This window comes from Colwellia sp. MB3u-45, assembly GCF_014077005.1.
GTDB lineage: Bacteria > Pseudomonadota > Gammaproteobacteria > Enterobacterales > Alteromonadaceae > Cognaticolwellia.
In genome coordinates this window covers 53,512-78,166 of sequence record NZ_JACGVC010000044.1, presented here as the reverse complement: position 1 = coordinate 78,166, position 24,655 = coordinate 53,512, and the positions used below count along the sequence as shown (strand labels likewise).

Genomic DNA, 24,655 nt, shown 5'->3' with positions numbered 1-24,655 from the left:
GCTATTTCATGAGTAAAAATATTTATCAATTTATCGATGTTAAACGCATCGAACCGCCTAAAAAAGCGATAGCAGAGCGTAAAATAAATTTTGTAGAAATTTATCAACCCATGAGTAACGAGCAAAGTGCCGGCCAAGCGGATCGCTGCTTAGATTGCGGTAACCCTTATTGTGAATGGAAGTGTCCTGTGCACAATTATATCCCGCAATGGTTAGAGCTAGTGACCGATGGCAAAATTATGGAGGCTGCAGACCTTTGTCATGAAACCAACAGTTTGCCTGAAATGTGTGGTCGTGTTTGCCCACAAGACAGACTTTGTGAGTCAGCCTGTACGCTCAATGATGAATTTGGCGCCGTGACTATTGGTAATATTGAAAAATACATTACCGATACCGCTATAGCTCAAGGTTGGAAACCTGATTTATCTCAAGTCGTAGCGACCGGTAAGCGTGTGGCCATTATTGGCGCTGGTCCTGCTGGCATAGCTTGTGCAGATGTCTTAACTAGAAACGGTGTTCAAGCGGTTGTTTTTGACAAACATCAGCAAATTGGTGGCTTACTCACTTTTGGTATTCCGGCCTTTAAATTAGAAAAAGAAGTTATTCAAACCCGCCGAGAAATTCTTGAAGGTATGGGTATTGAGTTTCGTTTAAATATCAATGTTGGTGTCGATATCAGCTTTAATGATATCAGTGATGAATTTGACGCGGTGTTTTTAGCCCTTGGTACCTACACTGACATGACAGGTGGTTTTGAACATGAAACGGCGCCAGGTGTCTACAAGGCACTAGATTTTTTAACCGCGAACACACAAAAATTAATGAAACTTTCTCAAGAGGATGGCAACGTTAACGCCAAACCTTATGTGAACTTTTCAGCTAAAAAAGTGCTTGTGCTTGGCGGTGGTGATACCGCAATGGATTGTGTCCGTAGTTCAATTCGCCAAGGCGCAAGCGAGGTAACTTGTGCCTATCGTCGTGACGAAGCTAATATGCCAGGCTCACCACGTGAAGTAAAAAATGCCAAAGAAGAAGGCGTAGATTTTCAGTTTAATATTCAACCAATTGATATTGCAACTGATGATAACGGTAATGCTTGCGGCGTTAAATTTATCAAAACACAACTTGGTGCGCCAGATGTTAAAGGTCGTAGAAACCCTGAAGTTATTGCCGACTCTGAATTCATAATGCCTGCTGATGCCGTGGTTATTGCTTTTGGTTTTATGCCAAGCCCACCACAATGGATGAAAGATGCGGGTGTTGAAGTTGATGCAAAAGGACGAGTCATTGCGACGGATAATAGCAGTTTTGCATTGCAAACCACTAAGGAAAATATCTTTGCGGGTGGTGATATGGTGCTAGGCTCAGATCTTGTTGTCACCGCTATAGATCAAGGCCGAAAAGCTGCTATGGGCGTGCTAGATTTTGTGTTAACCGCCCAAGAAAAAGAAGCATAGTATTGCTTAAAACAATTAGCCTAATAACAAGCGGGCTAACAACAATCAGACTAATATGTTGCTCACTTAACTAAGCTGAATTTGTTTGACATAAATCACTTTAAAATATCGCCTGGCGGTATTTTAAAGTGAAATTTATCAGCAAGCACCTCGACGCATAATAACCATAACTTCAAGCTTACGACTTATCTTTTAATAAAAATTTGAACGCTATAATTACGCTCAAATGACGAGCGTTTTTTTGTTATCAAACCCAGCAGACTCAGACTACACAACGAGCTTTTTATTCTGCCGTATTTATTGCGCAGAAAAAGTCTCATTATTGTTATTGACATAATTTATGTTCATATTAGTCATAACTAAGCTTAGTTATGACTAATATGAACTAACTGATTTATCGATGATTGATTACGACCATTGTCTTTTGCTTGATAGAGTTGTTCATCAGCAAGCGTGATCCAATCAGTAATTTTTTCAGAATATGTCGCATTAGCCGTCACCACGCCAATAGATATAGTGACACTTATCAACTCCCCAGTGTCATGTTCAAATTGATGCTGGGCTATTTCTTGACGTAATTCTTCAAGCTTTTCTAGCATAATACCTTGCTCATCATGTTGCGCAACAATAATAAATTCTTCACCGCCAAAGCGTGCCACAATATCACTGCGGCGAGGAAACTTATTACTCATGACTTCAGCAACATATTTTAAACAGCGATCACCCATTAAATGACCATATTCATCGTTAAGCTTTTTAAAGTGATCAAGATCTAGCATAGCCACTAACATAGTGGCATTATTTCGCGCCAGTATCGCTTGTAACTCACTAAATTTATTGTTCAGATAACGACGATTATATAAACCGGTTAAACTATCTTTATTGGCTAATTTTTTTAGGGCCGTATTCGCTTCATTTAATGCTTGGGTACGTTTTTCTACTATATCTTCTAAAATAAATTGCTGCTTAAGTAAACGCTCTTTCGACTGCTGTAATTCCTCGTACAAGATTAAAAAATCAGTAGGCGCCACATAAGGCATAGTTTTGTAACCGCTTTTACCTCCACCGTGGGCAAGCTCTTTTAAAGCGAAGGCTAATGGTCTACTCAAAGCGCGAGCAAATTGGTTTGCTAAGACAATCACCAAAATAAAAATAACGAATAACGAGATAAAAATAGTCAAATATTGTTGCTCTACTAAAGCTAAAATTTGCCTATGCTCAATTAAAATAAATATTTTCCAGCCATTATTAAGTACCGATTGACGGTGCAAATAACGCTGTTTATTGGCACCATAAGTGTCAATCGTCAGTAGTTGATGTTTGGCATTCGCTTGATCCAAAGAAAAATTAAATTTCGACAATGTCGCCAGCGCTAAATCCGCATCAGCATAAATAACATTGTCATTTTCATCCGTTAATACCAGATCAATTTCTCGATCATTGGCAGCATAACGATTAACCTGCTTAAACAAATTAAGATTTAGCGAACCTTCAACAATACCAACAGGTTTATTTTTCTTGTTAGTATTATCGTTAGCATAAATTGGCGCACTAATAGCAATAATAGGGTCGGCACCAAAACCTCGACCCAAAAAAACCGAAGAAACATAAAGCGATTGCTGAAAAAAGGCTTGGGAAAAATACGAGCGGTCAGCAACACTAAAGCCACTTTGGGGCAGGTTTTCCATTAAAGCACGCGGTGAAGAAGTCACTAAGTTGCCATCTTGATTGGCAATCAGCATGGTCAAAAAACCAGGATAAATTTCATGTACTTTAGTCAAGGCATCATCATAATTATTGGGCTCAATAACCGATAAGCTATTCGCTACTTGGGCTATTGCTTTCTTATGATCATCAACATAACTTTCAATAATACGCACCACGTACTGACTGCTAATATCAAGCTTATCTTGAAATTGTTGATCTTGAATATTGGTTAAACTTCGACTTAAAAACAAACAAACGCCGACCACAAAAAAAGCCGACATGACCCATAAAATATACTGCAAGTATTGTTTGAGATTTTTCACTAGCGGTGGTTGTTGTGACTTTATCCAACCTCTCAGTTTATCACCAAATACAAAAATCAAGATAACAGCTAAAGCAGTATAAAAAATTCCGTTGATACTTTGTTTAAACAAAGAAAATATTAAATATTCTGGCGCATTAGTCGTAGTGAATTCAATTAACAATGCGGTCAGTGGCATACCAATAACCAACCAATACAAAAAATCTGCTGTCGGTAAATACCAACCACGACTACGCAAATAAGAGACAAAAAGCGCTTCGCAGCCAAAAGTTACAAAACCAAAGGGATGACCCCAAATAATTAACAATGGCGCGACACAAATCAAAGCACATAATAGGGTCAATGCGGGACGAAGATAGGCGGCGGCAATAATAAATGCAAGGTTACCAAGCACTAAAAAAATACTATAGGCGAGCTCTATTGGGTAACTATTGAGTAAAGCGCCAGTTAAACCTAAAACTAAGGCGAATAAGATCGGGCCGATTTGACTAGGTTTAGGTTCAACAATGTCATGGTCATTGTCAAGCTTTAGAGCAATTTCAATAGGCGCTATAGCCATATATAATGTACCATTCCAATGGTGATTAAATTACTATGATGTGAACTCTATAGTGACGAAAGCTGCGAAAGTGATTAAAAGTTACTAAAAACATCTCCTCAAAGCAAAATATTTTTATCAACCATAGAATATTAGCCACTTCATACAAATATAAATATAAATATAAATATAACAATTATTGATAGTGCATTAAATACAAAAGCCCTGTCAATATCATTGCAGGGCTTTTGGCAAAGTTTCTAGCTTTTTATGAAGATTAAACCATATCGGCAAACGGGTTCTTTGCGGGTAACACTATTTTATTAGTAAAACCGCTGACACTAATATCTTCATCCGTAATAGTAAGATCATCATCCATTAACGTACCATCGCCAAAACGGTAAATAATTTGAAAGTCGCCACTATCGGCTTGCGCTTGATATTTAACTCTTGCTTGTTCTACCACAGTGGCTTTATCACGGTAAGTTTGCATCGCAGCAGCGCCGTGGCGTTTTTCCATCATCGCCAAGGTTACCGTTGGAGAAAACAAAGTCGCTGTGGCGTTGTTGCCACCAAAACCTTTTGAGTTAATAAAGGCGACGTCCATATCTTGACAATGCCAATGCTCAGTAGCAATATTTAAACGCTCGTTATAAACATCATCGGCCACTTTATCAATGGTGGTAATACCCGGCATAATATTGTGAGCAAATATGCCTAGCGCCATAGCTACCTGATCGCCACTGGCTGGGCCAATAGTATGACCAACAAAGGCTTTAGGTGCTGCTATCGGCCAATTATTAATATCAAAACTTTTGGCAATACGATCATAAATTAACGATTCAGTAACACGGTTTTGTGGGGTACTCGAGCCATGCGCTAAAATAAAGCTACGTTGTTGAACTGACTCCGCACCAATGATCGACTTAGCCAAGGAAACTGACTTTGCCATAGTGATATAATTACCGGGGCCTGGTGCTGTAATCGATTTTTTAATACCGTCGGCGTTAGTAAAAACATCCGCCACTGAACCCAAAACATGCATACCAAGCTCTAGCGCTAAGGCATCATCCACTAAAACAATAAACTGCGCAGCTTCACCAATGGTAAAGCCACAGTTTTCCCCAAACGGGCGGCTAGTGCGACGATGATCGGCAACGCCATTACCATCAATTTTTTTCAAGCCTTCTTCATTGGCCAGTGCACTCATGTTGCCAAAACCTTCAACAACTTCAGGCGTAATAGCACAGTCATTACTACCGACAATTGCCAAGCGAATACGCCCTGCTTGAATATCTTGTACTGCCGCTTTTAAGTTATATAAAAAAGTGGCACATGCGCCAGTAGAGGTAAAAGTTGTTCCAACACTGCCAGTAACATAAGCGTTGATAAAGTCAGTCGACATGGTGTTTAAACCAAGGGCTAAATTTTTTGTTGAAACACGCTCACCTTTTTGGCGATTTTGCATCATTCCACCCAAGCCTTCAGCTTGAGTTTGACCAAATACCGATGCTGAATATGTCCCAATTTCATCTGGGCAAATTTTATCAACAATTTCACTCCAACTATAACCGGTAGAATGAATAGCATCGGCGGCGCCAAAAATAGTCGCTTGTAAACCACGTGGCTGATAACGGCTGTTATATAAACTGGCGGGTTTAAAACCTGTTGGAAATTGGCCCGCTGCTTTAATGGGGTTATCACGAGTTGAGTCATGTTTGACTTCAATTTCACCGGCAATATCAACACGAACACGTTTATCTGCTAGTTCAGTAATTTGCCATGTACGCGGTAATGGCTTAGGTAAATCACGAGCACGGGTTTCAAAGCTAATACCCTTTTCGCCAGTGTCCATCGTCAATTTTTGCTGCCATGGCGTCGCATCAGGATCAAAATGTTCATTTTCAATTTTGCGAATTAATGTACCCGCTAAAATTTCTTCACCGAAACGTTTTTCAACCTCAGATTTATCAACTACCTTACCTTCGGCATCAAGCAAGTGTCCGTCTTGACTGGTCAGTAAATTCATTAATGTTGCTAAACCAACAAAAGTTTCTTGGCGAGCTTCAGCATTTAATTTATCAATAACAATGCGGCGAAAGCCCTGATGAAACGATGTTCTACCTGCGGCATTAATACCGCCCATGCCAACTATAATAGGTAACGCAGTCATGAAAAAATCTCTTTAAATTCAAATATTAATATTTATGTTGATCAGTGTAAGAGTTAGCGAAAATAAATAACATTCATTTATAGCCATAAAACATGTCAAAATAGCCAAACAAGTAGAATAAAGAGTGATGAGGTTAATGAAGACAAAATTTAAACGCCGTAAAGACAATACCATCAAGATTGCCTTGTTGCTTTATGATCAAATGCTAGCAACCAGTGTCAGCCTGCCAGTTGAAATGTTACGTGCGGGCGAAGCGGTGGCTTTGCAAGCAAACCGCCATGCACCGCGTTTGTCTATTCAAATGGTTGCTGAAAGCATTAAACCGATATCAACTCGCGCTTTAATTAAACTACTGCCTGATATTGACATTGATCATGCTCAACGGCCTGATTTTGCCTTTATTCCTAGTTTGTGGCGCAATCCCAGACCGACCATTGCTCAACAACCAAAAATGTTGCAGTGGTTAACTGAGATTTGGGGCAAAGGCTCAACCTTAATTGGCGGTGGTACCGGTGTTTGCTTAATGGCTGAGGCCGGTATTTTAGATTATCACCCAGCAACCACCCATTGGCACTATGTGGAGCAATTTAAACGTGATTATCCAAAAGTAGATTTGAAGCCAGATTTTTTTATCACCCAATCGGAACGCACTTATTGTGCGGCCAGTGTCAATGCCTTAGCTGATATTGTTGTGCATATTATTTTTCAGATTTACGGCCAAAATGCCGCACAACAAGTAGAGCGAAACTTTTCCCATGAAATTAGAAAGCCTTACGAAGAACAGCGTTATTTAGAAGGTGCGGTAGATCGCCACCCTGATGAATTAATCAGCCAAATTCAATTTTGGTTAAAAACCAACTTAAATACTGAGTTAAGCTTAAATGACATCGCGCAGCAGTTCGGCATCAGTCAGCGTTCATTTACTCGCCGATTTAAATACGCCACCGGCATTAATGCGACACAATATTGGCAACAATTAAAAATACAAAGCGCGAAGGAATTATTAGCCGCGAGTAATTTATCCATTCAAGAAGTGGCTTTTCAAGTCGGTTATCAAGACCAAGCAAACTTTACTCGCCTGTTTAAGCAAAGGCTCAATATAACGCCGAAGGCTTACCGGGCGATGGTGAGAAGAAAATTATTTAGTAACGACTAGCACTAAGATAGGACATTTTTTATTGTCCTATCTTAGTGCCTGATTTTTAGGGCTTGAGGGCTAGAGCTTAAGTTTTAGTGCTTAAGCTTTCGCGTGTGATTTTTAGTACTGAGTTTAAATACTGGGCTTAAATACTGAGCTTAAATACTGAGCTTATTAAAATTTATGCGCAAAATTCACTATGTAACAAGTTAATTAGTTTCACCACTGAAAGGTTGGCGATACTGTAAAATATGGTTTGTGATTCGCGTCGCGTTTTAACTAAATTATCTTGACGTAATCTAGCTAAATGTTGCGATAAGCTTGATTGGCTCAAATCGACAAAATTATTCAGTTCATTCACCGACATTTCCTTTTCGCCCAAATGACATAAAATCAACAGCCGATGTTCATTACTCATTGCTTTCAATAAGTCCGCAGCTTGCGAAGCATTATTACGCATTTCTTTTATATCAATTGCGGCTAACTCGGCCATTTATTACTCGCTATTCATTATCGCAAAAAAATCATTTTATCGCGTAAAGTTATTTATAGTTGGATATTACATTAGATACTGCTAATATAAAAGTACATTACATTTTTCTAATATACCTTAACGTTATAATGAATGTTATAACGTAGACGAGGAAGCATTTTGAACTACCAACGCGTATTAAACTTTGCCATTGCAAAGCCAAAAGTTATCTATAGCTTACTATTGCTGATCACACTATTGAGTGTGGCTATGCTACCCCAAATAGCTATTGATACCGATCCTGAAAATATGCTCAGCCAAGATGCACCGGCGCGGGTATTTCACAATCAAATAAAAACTGACTTTCTGATGCGCGATATGATTGTCGTTGGTTTAGTCAGTAAAAATACTGTCTTTACGCCTGAAATCTTAAGCGTTGTTGAGCAATTAACTAACCAAATCCTGCAACTTGATGGCGTAATTAAACAAGACCTACTATCGCTCAATGTGGTCGACAATATTCGCCAGTTAACTAATGAGCAAGGTGTTAACCAAGGTATTTTATTTGAATACCTGATGAAACAAGCGCCAACTACACTTAAAGCAAGCCAAGACATTCAGCAAGCAGTTAAACGTTTACCCATGCTGAACAACACCTTAGTCTCTGGCGACAACAAAGCGGTCGCCATTTATGTGCCCATTATCGCCAAAGATCAAAGCTACATTATTGCTGAACAAATTCGTCACTTAGCCGCTAATATCAGCGCCCTTGAGCAAGATGATTTAGCCATTCACATCACAGGTTTACCCGTGGCTGAAGACCAATTTGGCTACGAAATGTTTGTTCAGATGGGTGTCGCGGCGCCATTAGCGGGTTTAGCGATATTTTTATTACTGTGGTTTTTCTTTCGCAATTTTGCCTTGATCATTGCCCCTATGGTGGTGGCTATGGCAACAGTATTAATTATCATGGGCAGCTTAATTGGCTTAGGTTTTACCGTTCATATTATGTCTTCGATGATCGCAATATTTTTGATGCCAATTGCCGTGGTTGATTCTGTGCACATTTTATCAGAATTTGCCGATCGTTTTAAAGCTGGTGATGACGGGTCAAAAACCATTAAAAAAGTGATGGGGCATTTATATAAACCCATGCTATTTACCTCAATTACCTCTGCCGTTGGCTTTTATTCCTTGATGTTAACCCCTATTCCACCGGTAAAAGTTTTTGGCGCCTTTATCGGTACTGGCATTTTATTAGCCTTTGTTTTAACCATTACCTATATCCCTGCCTATATCGCCCGCATGAAGCCTGAAACCTTAGCCAAATTACAGCGCGCTATCGCACTGATGGAGCAAAAAGGTCAATTAGCCACCAGCCTAGAGAAATTAGGCGCTTTTTCAGTTAAACGAGGCAAACTTATTTTGATCGCTTTTATCGCTTTATTTGCGGTCAGCCTAGTTGGTGTGAACCGCATTATCATTAATGACAATCCAGTGAATTGGTTTAAAGCGGATCATGAAATTCGTATCGCTGATAAAGTCCTTAATCAACACTTTGCTGGGACCTATGATGCATGGATAGTGTTTAGTAATAACCAACCTCCACCACAAACCGCCCTTAATAGCTTTAGGGAAATACTTGACGGTGCTAATGAGAGCGAAGCAAAAACCACTATTGCAGAACGTTATAAACAGTGGGTAAAGCATAATAGCCGTGAGAAAGTCAGTTTTTTCACGCAAGATTTATTAATACAGCTTGATGACTTTCGCTTTAGCGCAAGCGCGCTAGAGCAACCTTGGCTTGAACAACTTTATAAGATCAGCGCGCAAGCGAACAATGCCCAAAAAATATTTACCGACCCTGAGATGCTTAATTGGCTCGCCACATTACAAAGCGCTATTGTCAATGCAGGCGATGTTGGCAAGGTTAATAGTTTGACCGATATCATTAGTACCGTTAACCGTGAATTAAACTCAGGTGACGATAAAGACTTTGCTATTCCTAGTAGCAGTAATGGTGTCGCACAAACCTTATTGCAATTTCAATCGTCTCATCGCCCACAAGATCTATCACACTTTGTTAGCCAAGATTATCAACGGACACTTTTATGGCTACAAATGAGCAGTGGCGATAATCAGCATATGGCTAGCGTGGTGAGTTGGTTAGACGACTACATAGTTACCAATCCACCGCCTATCGACGTTCAGCATCAATGGGCCGGTAAGTCATACCTCAATGTTGTTTGGCAAGACGCCATGGTCAGCGGCATGATCGATAGCCTGCTGTCATCATTTGTTGTGGTATTTTTTATTATGGTGCTACTCTTTAGATCGATAAAATATGGCATATTAGCCATGCTACCCCTAACCTTTACCATCACCATGATCTACGGATTAGTGGGCTGGTTTGGCAAAGCTTATGATATGCCTATCGCGGTGCTTTCAGCATTAACACTGGGCTTATCTATTGATTTCGCCATTCATTTTCTTCAGCGTGTGCGCGAACTTGAAATTGAAAAGCAAAGCCTAAGTTTGGCATTACAAGCTATGTTTCAAGAACCTAGCCGCGCTATCGCCCGCAATGCCATTGTTATTGCTATTGGTTTTACGCCACTATTATTATCGCCACTGATGCCCTATATCACGGTGGGCTTTTTCTTAGCCAGCATCATGATTTTATCCGCCTTAGTCACCTTAGTATTACTACCGGCGATACTGACACTATTAGCTCGGCGTAATAAGGCTAAGACTACAACTACAAAAAATTTAGCACAATCATAAGGACACCCTGATGAGCATTAACCTAAGTAATCATCTAATAAAAGCAGCAAAAGTTAGTGGCCAAATCGCCTTGTCGTTTAGCTTATTGTTAGCAACTAACTTTACCTTACAGGCCGCAGAACCTAAGACGCTAGCCAATGAAAGTGCTACGACAAAGGTCACAACAAAACCAGTGCGCGATATTATCGATCAAGCCAACCTTGCTTCATATTATGCCGGTGACGATGGCAGCGCTGAAGCACGGATGATTATTGTTGATGAAAACGGTAACCGCCAAATGCGCCAATTCACCATTTTACGCAAAGATGAAAAAGATCTGGGTGATCAAAATATGTTGGTGTTTTTTTCCCAGCCAAGCAATGTCAAAGACACAGTATTTCGCGTCGAAAAACAACTTGAATCTGATGACAATCGCTGGTTATTTTTACCGGCACTCGATCTAGTAAAACGTATTTCTGCTGGCGATAAACGCACGTCTTTTGTTGGTTCACATTTTTATTATGAAGATGTTTCTGGCCGCAATCCTAAAGAAGACAACTTTACCTTAGTCAGCGAAGATAAAGACAGCTACCTGATTAACGCGGTAGCAAAAGATCGACAAAGTGTCGAGTTTAGTCGCTACACAGTGAAAATTGATAAAGCTAATTTTTTACCGATTGAGACTATCTATTTCGACCAAAGCAATCAAGCAGCACGCAAAATGACGGTACTGCAAGTCAAAGACATTGACGGTATCGCCACCGTGATGAAATCACGTATTACCAACCTAAGCAATAATAGCTATACCGAAATGCAATTTCGACACGTTAAATATAACCTGGGCTTACCTGACAATATTTTTAGTGAGCGTAGCATGCGCACGCCACCTAAAGCTTGGTTAGAATAATAGCTAAACTATTTACCTAACACCATCATGCCTATGCCATTCGCACAGGTAATATGGTTAGTCAGATTTTAGCCCGAAAAGTTGACGGCATAAAGGTGAACGGCCGCTATTCATTATCTCCTTAGAGGCAAATAATAAGGCGCTAAAGACAAAACGATTAATTTAAAGAAGGTGATGACCATTAATAATAGTTTATTAAGCAAAAGGTTTTTATGCCATACGCTGCTACCTTGTCTGCTAATTTTAGCTAATACCTCTGCTATGGCTAATAATGAAAATATAACCAAGGTGCAGCAGACAACTGACTCTAGTGATGAATGGGCAGAGTCCTGGGTCAAAGCGCCACCTCCGTCACCATGGCAGTTAACCGGTTTTGTTGAGGCTGGCTATGGACAGTTTTTACAAAGTAATATGGTCGAAAATAGCGCGTCACTGAATGAGATTAGCGCCAGAGTCAATCTCGATTATAGCCATGAACTTTTCGAGGCCAGTGGTAAACTTGACAGCTACTATGATGCTGTATTGGCCAAAACCATTTTTCACACCCGAGAACTGAGCATTAGCGCTAGCCCGTTTAGTTTTGTTGATATAAAAGCGGGTAGGCAAGTACTGACTTGGGGCACTGGCGACTATCTGTTTCTCAATGATTTATTTGCTAAAGATTGGCAGTCTTTTTTTTCTGGCCGAGCCGATGAATACTTAAAAGCGCCATCGAACAGTGTTAGAAGTAACTGGTTTTTTAACCAAGTTAATTTCAGCTTAGTATGGACACCAGAATTCACCCCTGATAACTATATTACTGGCGAACGTTTCTCATTTTATTTGCCACAAGCACAGCAAATAGTCGCGCCAGAACAAGGTTTTTCCGTCAATAGAACCAATAAAGCACAATGGTCTGCTCGCTTAAAAACCCGTATTAATGATGTTGAGTTTTCACTTTATGGTTATCAAGGCTTTTGGCCAACACCTGTGGGCAGTAAAACCTTAGTAGAAAACCTAGGGGGGAATCCCTCTTCAAGCCAAAGCCAAAACCAAGCTTATTTTCCAAGGCTAAATTCATGGGGCGTTAGTGCTTTAGCGCCGTTTAAAGGCGGCATCGTCAACTTTGAATACGCTACGTATAATAGCATTGAAGATCAGCACGGAGATAAGGATCTGATCGCCAATGGCCAACACAGATTGTTAATAGGTTATGAGCGCGAGCTAGCGAAAAATTTCACCGCCGGCCTGCAATATTACCTAGAGCGCACTAAGCATTATCAAGCTTTAGTTGATAATAGCCTAGTGCCTGAGCAATTAGTGGCTGAAAATCGCCACTTATTAACCCTGCGTTTAAGCTATCGCGCGCAACGACAAACACTGCTTTATTCACTCTTTACTTTTTATTCGCCTAGCGATAAAGACGGTTATGTTAAACCTGCCGTTAATTATCAATATAATGACCAATGGTTATTCAGTGCTGGCGCTAATGTATTTTTTGGCCGACATGAGTATTCTTTTTTTGGCCAACATCAAGATAATAGCAATGCTTGGTTACGCGTGCGTTATCAGTATTAATACCAATCTCACTAATTATCTGATCATTTTTACTGGTTAAAATAACCCACTACTGCGTTATTTATTTAATAATTAGAACAACTAGTTATTAAATAAATGCCTTATATTTGGCCATTTTTCCTGCGTATAAAGTAGACCACCTAATTAATGAAATTGGTTTAACCTAGCAAAGCCGGTAATGTAAGCAGATGATATGACTAAAACACTCATCTGCTGGTCACTGGTTTACAGCAAAAGAAAGTAAGCCCAGCTCACCAATAACAGTAACCAAGGTAAAGCCGATAGTGCTCTAGCGCTGTTAGCTGAGCTTTCTGGTTTAATGCTTTCGGTAGCTATTGTCTCTGTTGATTCATTCGCTTTCGCTGCAACTGTTTTTTTACGTTGCTTGTCGCGCTCGCGGCCCTTAACTTTTTGTTGCTTCTTATATTCACTGATGCCTTTTTCAATGCCCTGAGCAATCAATTTTGTTTGCTCTTTGGTTTGTGCTTTTTTTTGCATGCCTTTAGCAACACGTAACGCTTCATTTTGTACTTCGTTGGACACTTTTGTTGTCACTTGAGCTGTCAAAGTTAGACTCCTTAATTATTTTTAATCATTATCTAATGATTGTATAATGCCATTATTAACACAATACTTTAACCACAAAGCGTATTAGTTTATGGTTGCTGCGGTAAACTATCGGCAACTAATTTGATTAATACCTATAATATAGAGACAAGCATGAGCGATTCACTTAGCACCGCAAAAAACCAAATTACACAAATGTTATCAATGCAAGATGCGATGAATTCACGGGTTAGCGAAACCTGGCGAGATAACAATTATGAATGGTATCGTGCCATTTGGGTTGAATGTGCAGAAATGCTAGATCACCATGGTTGGAAGTGGTGGAAACACCAAGAAATTGACATTGCACAAGTACAATTAGAACTGGTTGATATTTTTCATTTTGGCTTAAGTTTACGCTTAATGACTGGCGACTCAATTGAAGACATTAGCCAGACCTTAGCCACTGAATTAGGCCAAAACAGTGGCGAGCAAGATTTCAAAATTGCTTTAGAAGCCTTGGCATCGAAAGCCCTTAGTGATAAAGCCTTTGATGCCTTAGCATTGGCGGACTGCATGCGCTTAATGTCGATGGATTTAAACGAGCTGTTTCGTCAATATGTGGGTAAAAACACCTTGAATTTCTTCCGTCAAGATCACGGTTATAAAGAAGGTAGCTATATTAAAATTTGGCCTGGTGGTGAAGATAACGAAGTGTTAGCAAACTTAGTTAATACTCTAGACGCCAGTGCGGTTGATTTCCAGCAACAACTTTATGTCGCATTAGAAGCTAAGTACCCAAAGTAGTACAAGTAATATAAGTGAAGAAATTAAAATAAAACATTGTAAATCAGTGAGTTGCTTGCCACTTTAACTGTAGTTAATTTTATTAATGCACTACTCAGCAGATAACACCATCTCTGGCTCATTTTTTGCTTTATCTAGCTAACTAAGATAAACGTCAAAAAATTGAACTGCCGGAGATGTATATGGAACTCATTCTATTTGCCATGATCAGCCTAATTGTTATTGTTGGTGTGCTTGTTAGCCGCTTAAACGATAATAGTTTCCCCTTTCCTTTCGATCGTAAAACTGCCCTGTTTACGCCCGCAGAAAAAAACTTTCAAAACCTGGTTGAGCAAGCAATGGGCTCAAGGTATCGCATTATTAATCGCGTTAAACTTGCCGATATTGTTAGCATTCGCAATGGCGTATCAAATCGAGCAGGCCAAACAGCAACAAATAATGCTAATAGCAAATATTTAGATTTTGTTATTTGTGAACGCGATAGCATGAAATTACTCGGCGTCATTGATTTAGTTGACACCCAAGGTAAAGGCTACAAGATTAAAAAAGACTGGTTTGTTAGCGGTACACTTGAAGCCGCAGCCATTCCACATATTCGTATAAAAGTGAAAGCCAATTACACTATCGATGAAATTCGCAGCTGTATTAATAGCCGGATATTAGGTAATAATGCACCTACACAGGCACCAAAAGTGAAAGGTCGAATTATTCCTGCGCCTTTAGTGAAAGCGCGTCCAAAACCATCCGGTGTATTCACCTCTTCAGCCGCGCAAGCAATGTTGGCAAAAGATACGCCCGCCATGGCTAGACAGGTTTCTTCTGCTCAAGTTGCGGCATTACCTCACTAAGTTTATTTATTGCCTGGGTATGTGGTGCTAAATAAAACTCAAGCAGACATTGTTGTCTGCTTTTTTGTTGATAACTACCGGCTCCACTTAAAGCGCTGATTTCAGCGTTAAACGAAGAAATCAGCTGAAGGCGCAAGACTTGATAAGCGCTATACTATTTTCAAATATTGTTAAAAGATTTTATGCGCAAGTCGCGCTATAATCCGCCCATAAACCTTGGCGAAATCTGTTCGCTAAAATCTTTACAGGATAAAAGTTAATGAAAGCAGGCATTATCGGCGCAATGGAGCCAGAAGTTGCAATTTTAAAAGCAAAGTTAGTCAATGGCCAAACATCCACGCATGCTGGATACACATTTTATCAAGGGCAGTTAAATGGCTCTGACGTAGTTATTGTGCAATCAGGTATTGGCAAAGTGGCGGCCGCCTTAGCAACCGCGATACTTATTGATAAATTTCAGCCCGATTACGTGGTTAATACCGGCTCTGCTGGTGGTTTTGACCAAGCACTTAAAGTGGGTGATATTGTCATCAGCTCAGAGCTGCGTTACCACGATGTTGACGTGACCGCTTTCGGTTATGAAATAGGTCAATTACCGGCTAACCCGCCGGCCTATATTCCCCACCCTGAACTTGTTGCCGCGGCAAAAGTGGGTATAAGCTCACTTGATAATGTGAAAACTTTGGTTGGCTTAATCACCACAGGTGATACCTTTATGACTAAAGATGAAGACATTGCCAAAGCTAGGGCTAATTTCCCCACTATGGCCGCAGTGGAAATGGAAGGAGCTGCTATTGCACATACCTGCCATCAGTTTAATATTCCTTTTGTGGTGATTCGCTCAATGTCTGATATTGCCGGCAAAGAGTCGCCAAGCTCGTTTGAAGCTTACCTAGAAACCGCATCGATTAATTCTTCTAAGTTAGTCATTAGCATGTTAGATGCGTTAAAAGGTACAACACTAAACTAATGGCAAACCTGAGTAATATACTAACCAGCTCAGAGCTGTATTCTGCCGCTATAACGCTATTATTGCTCATAGCGTTAAAAGCATTGATCAGTCAGTTTGTTACTCAGCAACCGTTAGCTTTTTTCAATTTTTACTGTCAGCGCCTTGCCGACAAAGTGAATCAACAAAGTAGTAGTCCACGCCAACAAAAAATTTCAGGCTTAATCGCTATTTTAGTAACTTTAGTGCCATTAATGACGATTTTATCGCTATTTGAAATGTTTATTGAAGTGCCTTGGCTTTGGCAGGCGTTATTACTTTACTTTGCATTAGGCAGCTTCGGGTTAACTAAAACCTGCAAAGGGGTGGCACGAGAGTTAGTTGCCAATAACCATTACCAAGCAAAACAAAAAATAGCGCCCTATTTATTACGTGATACCCAGCAACTATCGCCGTTAGGCGTGAGTAAAGCCTGTATTGAGATGCAAGTGCTACGTAGCTCACAATTACTGGTTTGCGTTGGCTTTTATTATCTGCTGTTTGGTCCATTGGCGGCATTAACTTTTCGTTTATTACTTGAAATGCATTATGCTTGGAATATAAAACTTGTTCGTTTTTCGCACTTTGGCGCGGCAGTAAATTATATTGTTACACTACTGCAATGGTTACCGTCACGCTTATTTTCCTTGCTGCTTTTACTTGGCACAGTTGGCCAAAACACCTTGCTGTATTGGCGTTTAATCCGGGGCAAGTTTTTCCAAACCAACAACGCCATATTATTGCATGTACTGGCTTTAAGTTTAGAAATAAAATTGAGCGGTGTCGCTATGTATAATGGTGATAAAGTCCGTAAAGCCAGTTTTAATGACCACGCAAGACAACCGCAAGCCACTGACATTATTCATGCCAGCAAACGGATAAATTACGCATTATACATGTTTATTTTATTACTGATGCTATTGGCCATTATTTCTTATTCTGTTGCTGGTCCGGGTAAGTAAGTGTTTCAATTTCAAGTCTAATACCGAGTCATTCAAGCTCAGATGACATGATAGCAATGGCTATAACAGCTGTTCACCATGTTAACTATTAAATGGCGATTAAAAGCCTTTGCTATCACCGCAATTTTGCTAAACTATCAAGCTTAAAACACAAGTCAGCTTAAAATACGTCACTTTAAGTAGAGGCTAGATTTTTACTAGATCATAGGAATTTATGATGAAATTTATCACCACAACATTAGCTGTTTTATTGAGCGCATTCTCGCTTTTTACTTTTGCTGAGCAAACCACCACTATTTCACAGCAAGCATTGTTAACCTTAATGGCAACGCCTGCGAATAAAACCGTGATATTAGATGTGCGTACGGCTGAAGAGTTTGCCGAAGGCCATATTGAAGGCGCGATCAATATCAGCCATAAGCAAATTAATGCAAATCTTAATAAAATTATCGCCTTGAAAGATCAAACTGTCGTGGTGCATTGTAAATCAGGCCGTCGTGCACTAAGTGCTGAAAATGACTTACGGGCTGCCGGTTTTAGTGATCTTCGCCATCTCGATGGTGATATGAATGCTTGGCAAGCTGCAGATTTACCTCTAATAAAATAACCAAATAAGTACTTTAACAAATGTCAGAATTACTCTATCGGCTTGATCTATTCGGCATTATTGTTTTTGCCTTTTCAGGGGCATTAATGGCCGGGCGCTATAAACTTGACCCCTTTGGTGTGGTGGTGCTGTCTGCGGTGACCGCGATTGGCGGTGGCACCATTCGCGATGTGATTTTACAAACACCCGTATTTTGGGTCGAAAATCCGGTTTATCTTTATGTGATTTTGGCTACTGCGCTACTGACTATTATTTTTATTCGTTGCCCAAAACGCATTCCCAAACGACTTTTATTGGTTTCAGACGCCTTTGGTTTAGCCTTATTTGCTGTATTAGGCACCGAAAAAGCACTCAGCCTAGGTGCAGCAGTTCCTGTCGCTATTGTTATGGGCACAATGTCAGCCGTCGCTGGCGGCATGATACGCGACGTTTTGTGTAATGTAATTCCGATGATTTTAAGAAAAGAAATTTATGCTACCGCCGCTATCTTAGGGGGTACATTATATACCTTATTGCTATATGTTGACTTACCCCAGCATATCGCTATTATTGGCTCAATAATGGGCGCATTGTCGTTGCGTTTAGCGGCTATTTATTGGCGCGTGACCTTACCGGCTTTTGATATAATTGAGCAAGAAGACAGTAAGAAATAGCGCTAATTATCGCTAGTGAACTAAGTTAACAACGAGCTTAGTTCACCTAAAAAATTTACACTCAGCATTAACCCCTAGACCTAAGTTAAACCCTATCAACCTAAGTTAAATCCTAAGACCTAAGTTAAAAATCAGCCTGTAGCATGCTATTAATCGGCTATGGGAAATAAACCTTGTCGCCTAATTTTTTCGCCTAACCCTTATATTCAATTTTATCCGCCTGTTAGCCGTTTAGGATCGAGTAATGCAATAAGCTCGGTTTCACTAATATCGGTTAGCTCTAGCGCAACATCTAATACGGTTCTTTTTTCTTGATGCGCTTTTTTGGCTATTTCAGCGCTTTTGTCATAACCAATCAAATTTGTTAATGCCGTTGCCAGTATTGGGTTTCTGACCAAGTTTTCATTGATCATTATATGGTTGACTTGCATGTCTTTGATCACTTTATCAGCCAGTGCACTGCTGCTTGAACTCAATAGCTGAATACTTTGCAGTAAAGTATGGCCAATTAACGGCAACATGGTGTTGAGTTGAAAATTGCCCGATTGTCCTGCCAAGGTAATGGTGGTGTCATTACCAATTACCTGAGTGCAAGCCATGAGTACCGCTTCAGGGATCACAGGGTTAACTTTGCCAGGCATAATACTGCTGCCTTTTTGTAGTTCAGGTAGCTGTAATTCATTTAAGCCATTTAATGGCCCACTGCTCAGCCAACGAATGTCATTACTGACTTTACTCAAACTAACCGCCGTAGTTTTGAGCATACCACTGATCTGCACTGCTGTATCTTGAGCACTGATGGCTCGAAAATAATTATCCGCTGGGCTCAGTGTTAACCCAGTTCTTTCGCTTAATACCCGTGTTACAATCGCAGCAAACTCAGGATGTGTGTTTACACCTGTACCGATAGCCGTGCCACCAATAGCCAGTTTGCATAAGCTAGGTAAGCTATTTTTAAGCTGGTCATTTGCATAACTAATTTGGCTGCTCCAGCCACTTATTTCCTGAGCGAAACTCAATGGCATAGCGTCCATTAAATGCGTTCTGCCGGTTTTAATCGTGTTGTGATGTTCACTTGCTTTTGCATCCAAGGTATCGCTCAAATGTTGTAGTGAGGGTAACAATTCATCAGAGATAAGCTTTGCTGCACTTAAGTGGATACATGACGGGATAACGTCATTAGAGCTTTGCCCCATGTTCACGTCATCGTTTGGGTGAAGAGTAATTTTTTGCTGACTATGTCGCTTGACTAACGAGGCAATAACTTCATTCACGTTCATGTTAGTGCTGGTGCCCGAGCCGGTTTGAAATACATCAATGGGAAACTGATTAAGGTGAAAGCCGTCAGCCACTTCTTTGGCAGCCACTTGAATAGCAGCAGATTTATCGGCATCAAGCAGCCCTAACTCTTGATTAGCTTGTGCACAGGCGCTTTTTATTGTCGCTAGTGCCCAAAGAAAGGCCCGCGGCATTTTTAGCTCGCTAATGGTAAAATTAGTCAGGGCTTTGGCCGTTTCACTGCCATATAATATATCGGTTATCTCGCCACTCTTAGAGGTTTTATTGTCGTCATTTTTTTGCATTTAGTTATCCTTTAATTACTTGAGAATAGTAGCTTGAGAATAGTAGCTTGAAAATTTTTCGTCGACTGACTTTATGCCTATGTAATAATAGGCATATTATTGTGAGAATATAGTTAATCTGACTACTTATTGAACATGAGTTTATTTTTAACTTCTGCTAGATACTCAACATCATTCAATTTGTCTTCGTTGTATTCTGGACATGCTTGTATCTGCTCAAAATTAAGATTACAGGTAACCGATTTTTCTTGCCAATTTAACTTATCTAAATGCTTTGGAGAGATCAGTACTTTTTTGCCGCCAGGTAGCCAATCACGGGTATCAACCACAATGTAAAGCAGAGACCAACTATCGGTGTCACAAATGAAGTCTTTGATATAGCCTTTTTTGCCATCTAAAGCATCTATACCGTAATGCGTAATCTCATTGGTTGAACGAAGATGATTGCTAGTTTTAGTATCTTCACTTTCGCTGCTATCTTTTGACAATGTATTGGGATTAACCAAAGCCATTGGGTATGCGTATTCACCCCATGCTCCAGGCCCCACCCAATAGTAACCATAAGCATAATAATCAAAATAGCTCTTTTCAAACTCACGGGAAACTGTTTCGTGTTCATCGATTTGTGGACTGTTCTTAACCTTATCTTTTGTTATAGACACGTTAAGTTGCTGCGCTTCAATGTCGTATTCAAGCAATGATATAGGGCTTATTAAGGTTTTTTCACTTAAGGGTACCCAAGGTTGAATATCAACGACCATAAATCTTATGGTCCAGTGTCTATCATCAAAATACACATCGGTTATCTGCCCAACTTCACCATCTACTGCATGAATAGTACTGCCATTTAGCGCTTCCAAATTGACTAACATCACTTTCTCCATCTTTGTTCGTTATATTTAACAATTAATTTTCATCAAAACGTCAGAATTTTCGCTCTCATACGCCAATAATAATTTACGATGATTTGCGTACAAGTTCCTTACTTTATATGGAACGAAATTACTTGTTACTATAATTAGAGTACATACTATAATTATAGTTCAAATTTTATTTATTTGAATATAAAAACAAAATAACTTATAAAAACCTAGAGATAAATTTAAACACACCAAAATAAATAGTTAGTACACTAACTAAAAGTCAATGGTCAACACAAACATTTAACAGCTTCGGATTGAGTTTTATCTGACAAAGCTATGGGTTAAAAGTCATAGCGGCAGTGACTAATATGTTCAGTCGCAGTGTCATTTTATTAAACTTAACACGCCAGTGTGTTAGTGATGAATAATCAGGCTATAACGGGAATAGCTGTATTTACCTTGTTCAGTGACTCGCCTGATTATTGTTGATATATGGTGTGGCGTTTAGCCACTAGGCATTGACGCGAAACCGTATTCGATTTTCACATAATTCAACCAGAGCAAAACAATCATGGGCAAAAAATCGAGGGGATAGTAAGCTAGCTTTAAATTGTAAATTTACCCTAAGTTTGCTGTGCATTGTGGGCACTTAGACGCTTTAATATTGATAACTGAATAACAAAATTGGCAATTTTTAGTTGCCTTGTCTACTTGCTTTGACTCTGCGTCCTTTATACGATTAATGCCCTTAACTAAGATGAAGGCAAACCAAGACACGATAATAAAACTGAAGACACTATTAATAAACAAACCATAACTGAGCGTTACCGCACCGTCTTTATTGGCAAGTACTAAGGTGGGATATGGGCCACCCTGTACACCATTTTTTAGCACCAAGAACAAATCGGCCAGATCCACGCCGCTGGTAAATAAACCTATGGTTGGCGCAATAACATTAGCCACTAAACTACTGGTAATGGTAGCAAAAGCGCCGCCTACGACAATACCAATAGCTATATCTAGCACATTGCCTTTCAAAGCAAAGGCTTTATATTCCGCAAATATTTTCTTCATATTGTCTCAGTTTTAATGCTTAACTGTGGTTATATCAATAGTTATATCAATAGATAACCGTTAAACATTCACTTTGTCTGCTTTTTCTTCGGCATAGCAAAGTTCGCGTAAATTGTGGTTGCTGTGCCCGCAATAAGAGACAACATAGCGACACCAAACATGGCATTATTTTTAGCTTCAAAAGCCAAAAGATATAAGCCTAATGCAACAAAGCACAAACCTACGGAAATAAAAGCTTTTGGGTGTAGCGTTATCAACCGAGATGATAGTGCATATTTTGCTGCTTTAGGTTTAGCATGAGCAGCTGTTTTTCGTTTATGTTTATTTGTCGGCATTACCAACTCCTTAGGTTAACACCCGTAAATGCGAGGCTTTAATAGTATAAATCAATTAAGTTCACACGAAAGAATCATGAGCAGTGACCTTATTGATATCACCACACAATACTCATCTGATGCTTGCTAGCAAAATACTGCTATTAACGAGTGAAATATAGTGGCTTAAATATAAACCAAGCATGAGAGAAACTCGACTTTTTTTATCCTTTTAAAGCACTTATAGGCGTAAATTACACCCGTCGGCAATCGCTGGTAAATTGTTGGCTATAGGGTTAGTGATTTGAGGTTAGTGAAATGAGGTATTTATTGTACTCCTAACATTCATCAGGATTTAAGAGAGTCACTGACTATTTGAATCTAAGAGCGGACCTAAACAATGAATACACTAATACCATTAATTTCATTAATTAGGTGGTCTACTTTATACGCAGGAAAAATGGCCAAATATAAGGTATTTATTTTAATCACTAGTTGTTCTAATTATTAAATAAATAACGCAGTAGTGGGTTATTTTAACCAGTAAAAAGGATCAGATAATTAATGAGATTGGTATAATAGTGTTTAATTTGATGACTCATGCTAATGCTTTTAGCCTAGGGCTAACATGACATTATTAACATACAAAGAAGAGTATTGGGTTGGTAAGCCGTCGAATAGGTGTCGACTGTGCGACACCTATTATTATGGCTTATGTATTATGGGTTATGCTTTTGTAGTCGCTCTTAGCATCCAAGCTGTTTTTTCATGTATACGCATACGGTCAGAAACTAACGATGCCGTTGATTCATCATCAGCACTTTGGGCAATTTTTAAGACTTTACGACAAGTTTTAATCACTTGTTCGTGACCTTTAGTGAGCAATTCAACCATCTCAGCTGAGCTTGGCACTCCGTCTACTTCTTTAACCGAGCTAAGTTTTGCAAACTCTTTATAAGTACCAGGTGCTGGCACATCAAGTGTTCTAATACGTTCAGCAATATCGTCGACAGCAATTGCCAATTCTGTGTAATGCTCTTCAAACATTAAATGTAATTCACGAAATTGTAAGCCAGTTACATTCCAATGAAAGTTATGTGTTTGTAAATACAGCGTATAAGAGTCTGCTAAAAGCTGCTTTAAACCATCTGAAATTTCTGTTCTATTTTCTTTATTTATACCAATATTTATATCTGTCATTTTATTTCCTCATGTTGAACATAGTGAAAATCATACCTACGCCGACTAAACGGCGAAAGATAGCTGGCTATAATTGCGAAAAACGGCCACTAGCCAACTGTTTAGCGCCCGCTTGAGTAAATTACATTGTGCCATTCATACGGTTTGGTTTAGCTTATTAACAAAATGTTTAACAGCCTTTTCAGCCACTAATACATCAAAGCCATTTTTACAGTCCAAGTGGACAAAACCACCATAGTGTATACCTAAATATTCAAATGTATCTGTAAAAGAATTCATAAAAGAATGGTCTATCACTTCACTGCCTGAAGTCGACACGATATAACCTACTTTACTTTTTAATGCACACCTTTGATCTTTTAACGCTTGTACAGACAACAAATCAGACATTCTATCAATGAATATTTTCATTTGAGCGCTCATAGCAAACCAATATACCGGTGAGGCAAAAACTATATTTTCATATTTCAATAACCTATCCATAAGGGGTAAAAAATCATCCCCACAATTTTTATGATTATAATCAAAAGGTGAAATATTCTTTAATGCTAAATCTAAAACCTCAATACGTAATTGACCCGCAATTAGATCAATTAATTTCCCTGTATTGCCATCCCGTCTCGAACTACCTATTAGCGCAATAGTTTTATTCATGCTCAAACCTGCTGACAATATTGACAGAAAAACCCCTCATAAAGCTAACTTACAAGCTTGTGGGTTAGTTAATAACTAGCGCGGTAATTAGTCGATTAAACACCTAAAGAACTATGTTAGCGACAATAACGATAACATAGTTTTTATTGCTTTAGATACCGCATCAATCCTTTGTATTAAACGCAGACATCAATAAAGACAGGTTATTTCAAGGCTTAGCACTTATTTTTATTCCCATAATAACGCTGTTGAAAATTGTGCTACTGAGTTTATTTTCACTACAAATAAAGGTCTGGCAAGCACAGAATCAATACCGTAATAGTCAGCGCTAAAGATTAATCTACTACCTGTTTACTGGCGGTAGTTATCAAAAAAACGCCTAATTATACTGATTGATTCAAGCCAGTAGAGGGTTGGATATTGCTCAATTAATTATCGATGCCTGAGTTAAGTTTAGTTGTTTTTTCAACTTCGCAAAAAGCAATAAAACCATTACAATGCGATCATTTACAATCGTAATAC

Annotated in this window: 21 protein-coding genes; 11 read left to right on the top strand and 10 right to left on the bottom strand. The window is 39.3% G+C overall.

Annotation, left to right across the window (positions count from 1 at the left end; all coding sequences use genetic code 11):
- Positions 1-8 precede the first annotated feature (8 nt).
- Positions 9-1,457, top strand: coding sequence for an FAD-dependent oxidoreductase (locus H4J41_RS05645; protein WP_182136703.1), 1,449 nt, complete (start codon positions 9-11; stop codon positions 1,455-1,457).
- 365 nt (positions 1,458-1,822) lie between these two features.
- On the opposite strand, the gene H4J41_RS05640 is transcribed toward H4J41_RS05645, so the two are convergent.
- Together H4J41_RS05640 and H4J41_RS05635 are read right to left on the bottom strand one after the other, a co-directional pair.
- The gene (locus H4J41_RS05640) at positions 1,823-4,045 is read right to left on the bottom strand and encodes a diguanylate cyclase (RefSeq protein WP_182136704.1); all 2,223 of its coding nucleotides are present in this window, start codon (positions 4,043-4,045) and stop codon (positions 1,823-1,825) included.
- Between the two features lie 256 nt (positions 4,046-4,301).
- Complete coding sequence (locus tag H4J41_RS05635; RefSeq protein WP_182136705.1) at positions 4,302-6,197, bottom strand: beta-ketoacyl synthase; 1,896 nt, start codon at positions 6,195-6,197, stop codon at positions 4,302-4,304.
- 136 nt (positions 6,198-6,333) lie between these two features.
- Here H4J41_RS05635 and H4J41_RS05630 point away from each other — a divergent pair, with 136 nt between their 5' ends.
- The gene (locus H4J41_RS05630) at positions 6,334-7,353 is read left to right on the top strand and encodes a GlxA family transcriptional regulator (protein WP_182136706.1); all 1,020 of its coding nucleotides are present in this window, start codon (positions 6,334-6,336) and stop codon (positions 7,351-7,353) included.
- A 163-nt stretch (positions 7,354-7,516) separates the two neighbouring features.
- Here the strand turns inward: H4J41_RS05630 and H4J41_RS05625 are convergent, their stop codons facing one another.
- Entirely contained in the window at positions 7,517-7,828 is a 312-nt protein-coding gene (locus tag H4J41_RS05625; RefSeq protein WP_220460996.1) for a metalloregulator ArsR/SmtB family transcription factor, read from the bottom strand.
- Between the two features lie 159 nt (positions 7,829-7,987).
- Between H4J41_RS05625 and H4J41_RS05620 the strand changes: the two genes are divergently transcribed.
- From H4J41_RS05620 to H4J41_RS05610, 3 genes are all read left to right on the top strand, one after another.
- Positions 7,988-10,591 (top strand): RND family transporter, encoded by a 2,604-nt coding sequence (locus H4J41_RS05620; RefSeq protein ID WP_259364536.1) that lies wholly within the window; start codon positions 7,988-7,990, stop codon positions 10,589-10,591.
- 10 nt (positions 10,592-10,601) lie between these two features.
- Complete coding sequence (locus tag H4J41_RS05615) at positions 10,602-11,477, top strand: outer membrane lipoprotein-sorting protein (protein WP_182136707.1); 876 nt, start codon at positions 10,602-10,604, stop codon at positions 11,475-11,477.
- Between the two features lie 174 nt (positions 11,478-11,651).
- Positions 11,652-13,034 (top strand): hypothetical protein, encoded by a 1,383-nt coding sequence (locus H4J41_RS05610; protein ID WP_182136708.1) that lies wholly within the window; start codon positions 11,652-11,654, stop codon positions 13,032-13,034.
- 225 nt (positions 13,035-13,259) lie between these two features.
- On the opposite strand, the gene H4J41_RS05605 is transcribed toward H4J41_RS05610, so the two are convergent.
- Entirely contained in the window at positions 13,260-13,589 is a 330-nt protein-coding gene (locus H4J41_RS05605; protein ID WP_182135962.1) for a DUF2956 family protein, read from the bottom strand.
- 165 nt (positions 13,590-13,754) lie between these two features.
- Between H4J41_RS05605 and H4J41_RS05600 the strand changes: the two genes are divergently transcribed.
- The 6 genes from H4J41_RS05600 to H4J41_RS05575 all read left to right on the top strand — a co-directional run bounded on the left by H4J41_RS05600 (position 13,755) and on the right by H4J41_RS05575 (position 18,445).
- Positions 13,755-14,387 (top strand): dUTP diphosphatase, encoded by a 633-nt coding sequence (locus H4J41_RS05600; protein ID WP_182135907.1) that lies wholly within the window; start codon positions 13,755-13,757, stop codon positions 14,385-14,387.
- A 182-nt stretch (positions 14,388-14,569) separates the two neighbouring features.
- Complete coding sequence (locus tag H4J41_RS05595) at positions 14,570-15,235, top strand: DUF2726 domain-containing protein (RefSeq protein WP_182135908.1); 666 nt, start codon at positions 14,570-14,572, stop codon at positions 15,233-15,235.
- A gap of 259 nt (positions 15,236-15,494) precedes the next feature.
- Complete coding sequence (gene mtnN / locus H4J41_RS05590; RefSeq protein ID WP_182135909.1) at positions 15,495-16,205, top strand: 5'-methylthioadenosine/S-adenosylhomocysteine nucleosidase; 711 nt, start codon at positions 15,495-15,497, stop codon at positions 16,203-16,205.
- Positions 16,205-17,185: a cobalamin biosynthesis protein gene (locus H4J41_RS05585; RefSeq protein WP_182135910.1), complete on the top strand. Its 981-nt coding sequence runs from the start codon at positions 16,205-16,207 to the stop codon at positions 17,183-17,185. Before mtnN ends, H4J41_RS05585 begins: the two co-directional genes overlap by 1 nt.
- A 214-nt stretch (positions 17,186-17,399) precedes the next feature.
- On the top strand, positions 17,400-17,792 hold the full coding sequence (locus H4J41_RS05580; protein WP_182135911.1) for a rhodanese-like domain-containing protein: 393 nt from the start codon (positions 17,400-17,402) through the stop codon (positions 17,790-17,792).
- Positions 17,793-17,812: 20 nt separating this feature from the next.
- Positions 17,813-18,445: a trimeric intracellular cation channel family protein gene (locus H4J41_RS05575; RefSeq protein ID WP_182135912.1), complete on the top strand. Its 633-nt coding sequence runs from the start codon at positions 17,813-17,815 to the stop codon at positions 18,443-18,445.
- 212 nt (positions 18,446-18,657) lie between these two features.
- Here the strand turns inward: H4J41_RS05575 and H4J41_RS05570 are convergent, their stop codons facing one another.
- The 6 genes from H4J41_RS05570 to H4J41_RS05545 all read right to left on the bottom strand — a co-directional run bounded on the left by H4J41_RS05570 (position 18,658) and on the right by H4J41_RS05545 (position 24,133).
- Complete coding sequence (locus H4J41_RS05570) at positions 18,658-20,028, bottom strand: lyase family protein (protein ID WP_182135913.1); 1,371 nt, start codon at positions 20,026-20,028, stop codon at positions 18,658-18,660.
- 122 nt (positions 20,029-20,150) lie between these two features.
- Positions 20,151-20,900, bottom strand: a complete 750-nt coding sequence (locus tag H4J41_RS05565; protein ID WP_182135914.1) for a PRC-barrel domain containing protein — start codon at positions 20,898-20,900, stop codon at positions 20,151-20,153.
- Positions 20,901-21,509: 609 nt separating this feature from the next.
- Positions 21,510-21,965, bottom strand: a complete 456-nt coding sequence (mscL, locus tag H4J41_RS05560; RefSeq protein WP_182135915.1) for a large conductance mechanosensitive channel protein MscL — start codon at positions 21,963-21,965, stop codon at positions 21,510-21,512.
- Between the two features lie 68 nt (positions 21,966-22,033).
- Positions 22,034-22,300 carry a hypothetical protein gene (locus H4J41_RS05555; RefSeq protein ID WP_182135916.1) on the bottom strand — a complete coding sequence of 89 codons (267 nt, stop codon included), beginning with the start codon at positions 22,298-22,300 and terminating at the stop codon, positions 22,034-22,036.
- A 705-nt stretch (positions 22,301-23,005) separates the two neighbouring features.
- Positions 23,006-23,479 carry a Dps family protein gene (locus H4J41_RS05550; protein ID WP_182135917.1) on the bottom strand — a complete coding sequence of 158 codons (474 nt, stop codon included), beginning with the start codon at positions 23,477-23,479 and terminating at the stop codon, positions 23,006-23,008.
- A gap of 135 nt (positions 23,480-23,614) precedes the next feature.
- Complete coding sequence (locus H4J41_RS05545) at positions 23,615-24,133, bottom strand: flavodoxin family protein (protein ID WP_182135918.1); 519 nt, start codon at positions 24,131-24,133, stop codon at positions 23,615-23,617.
- Positions 24,134-24,655 lie beyond the last annotated feature (522 nt).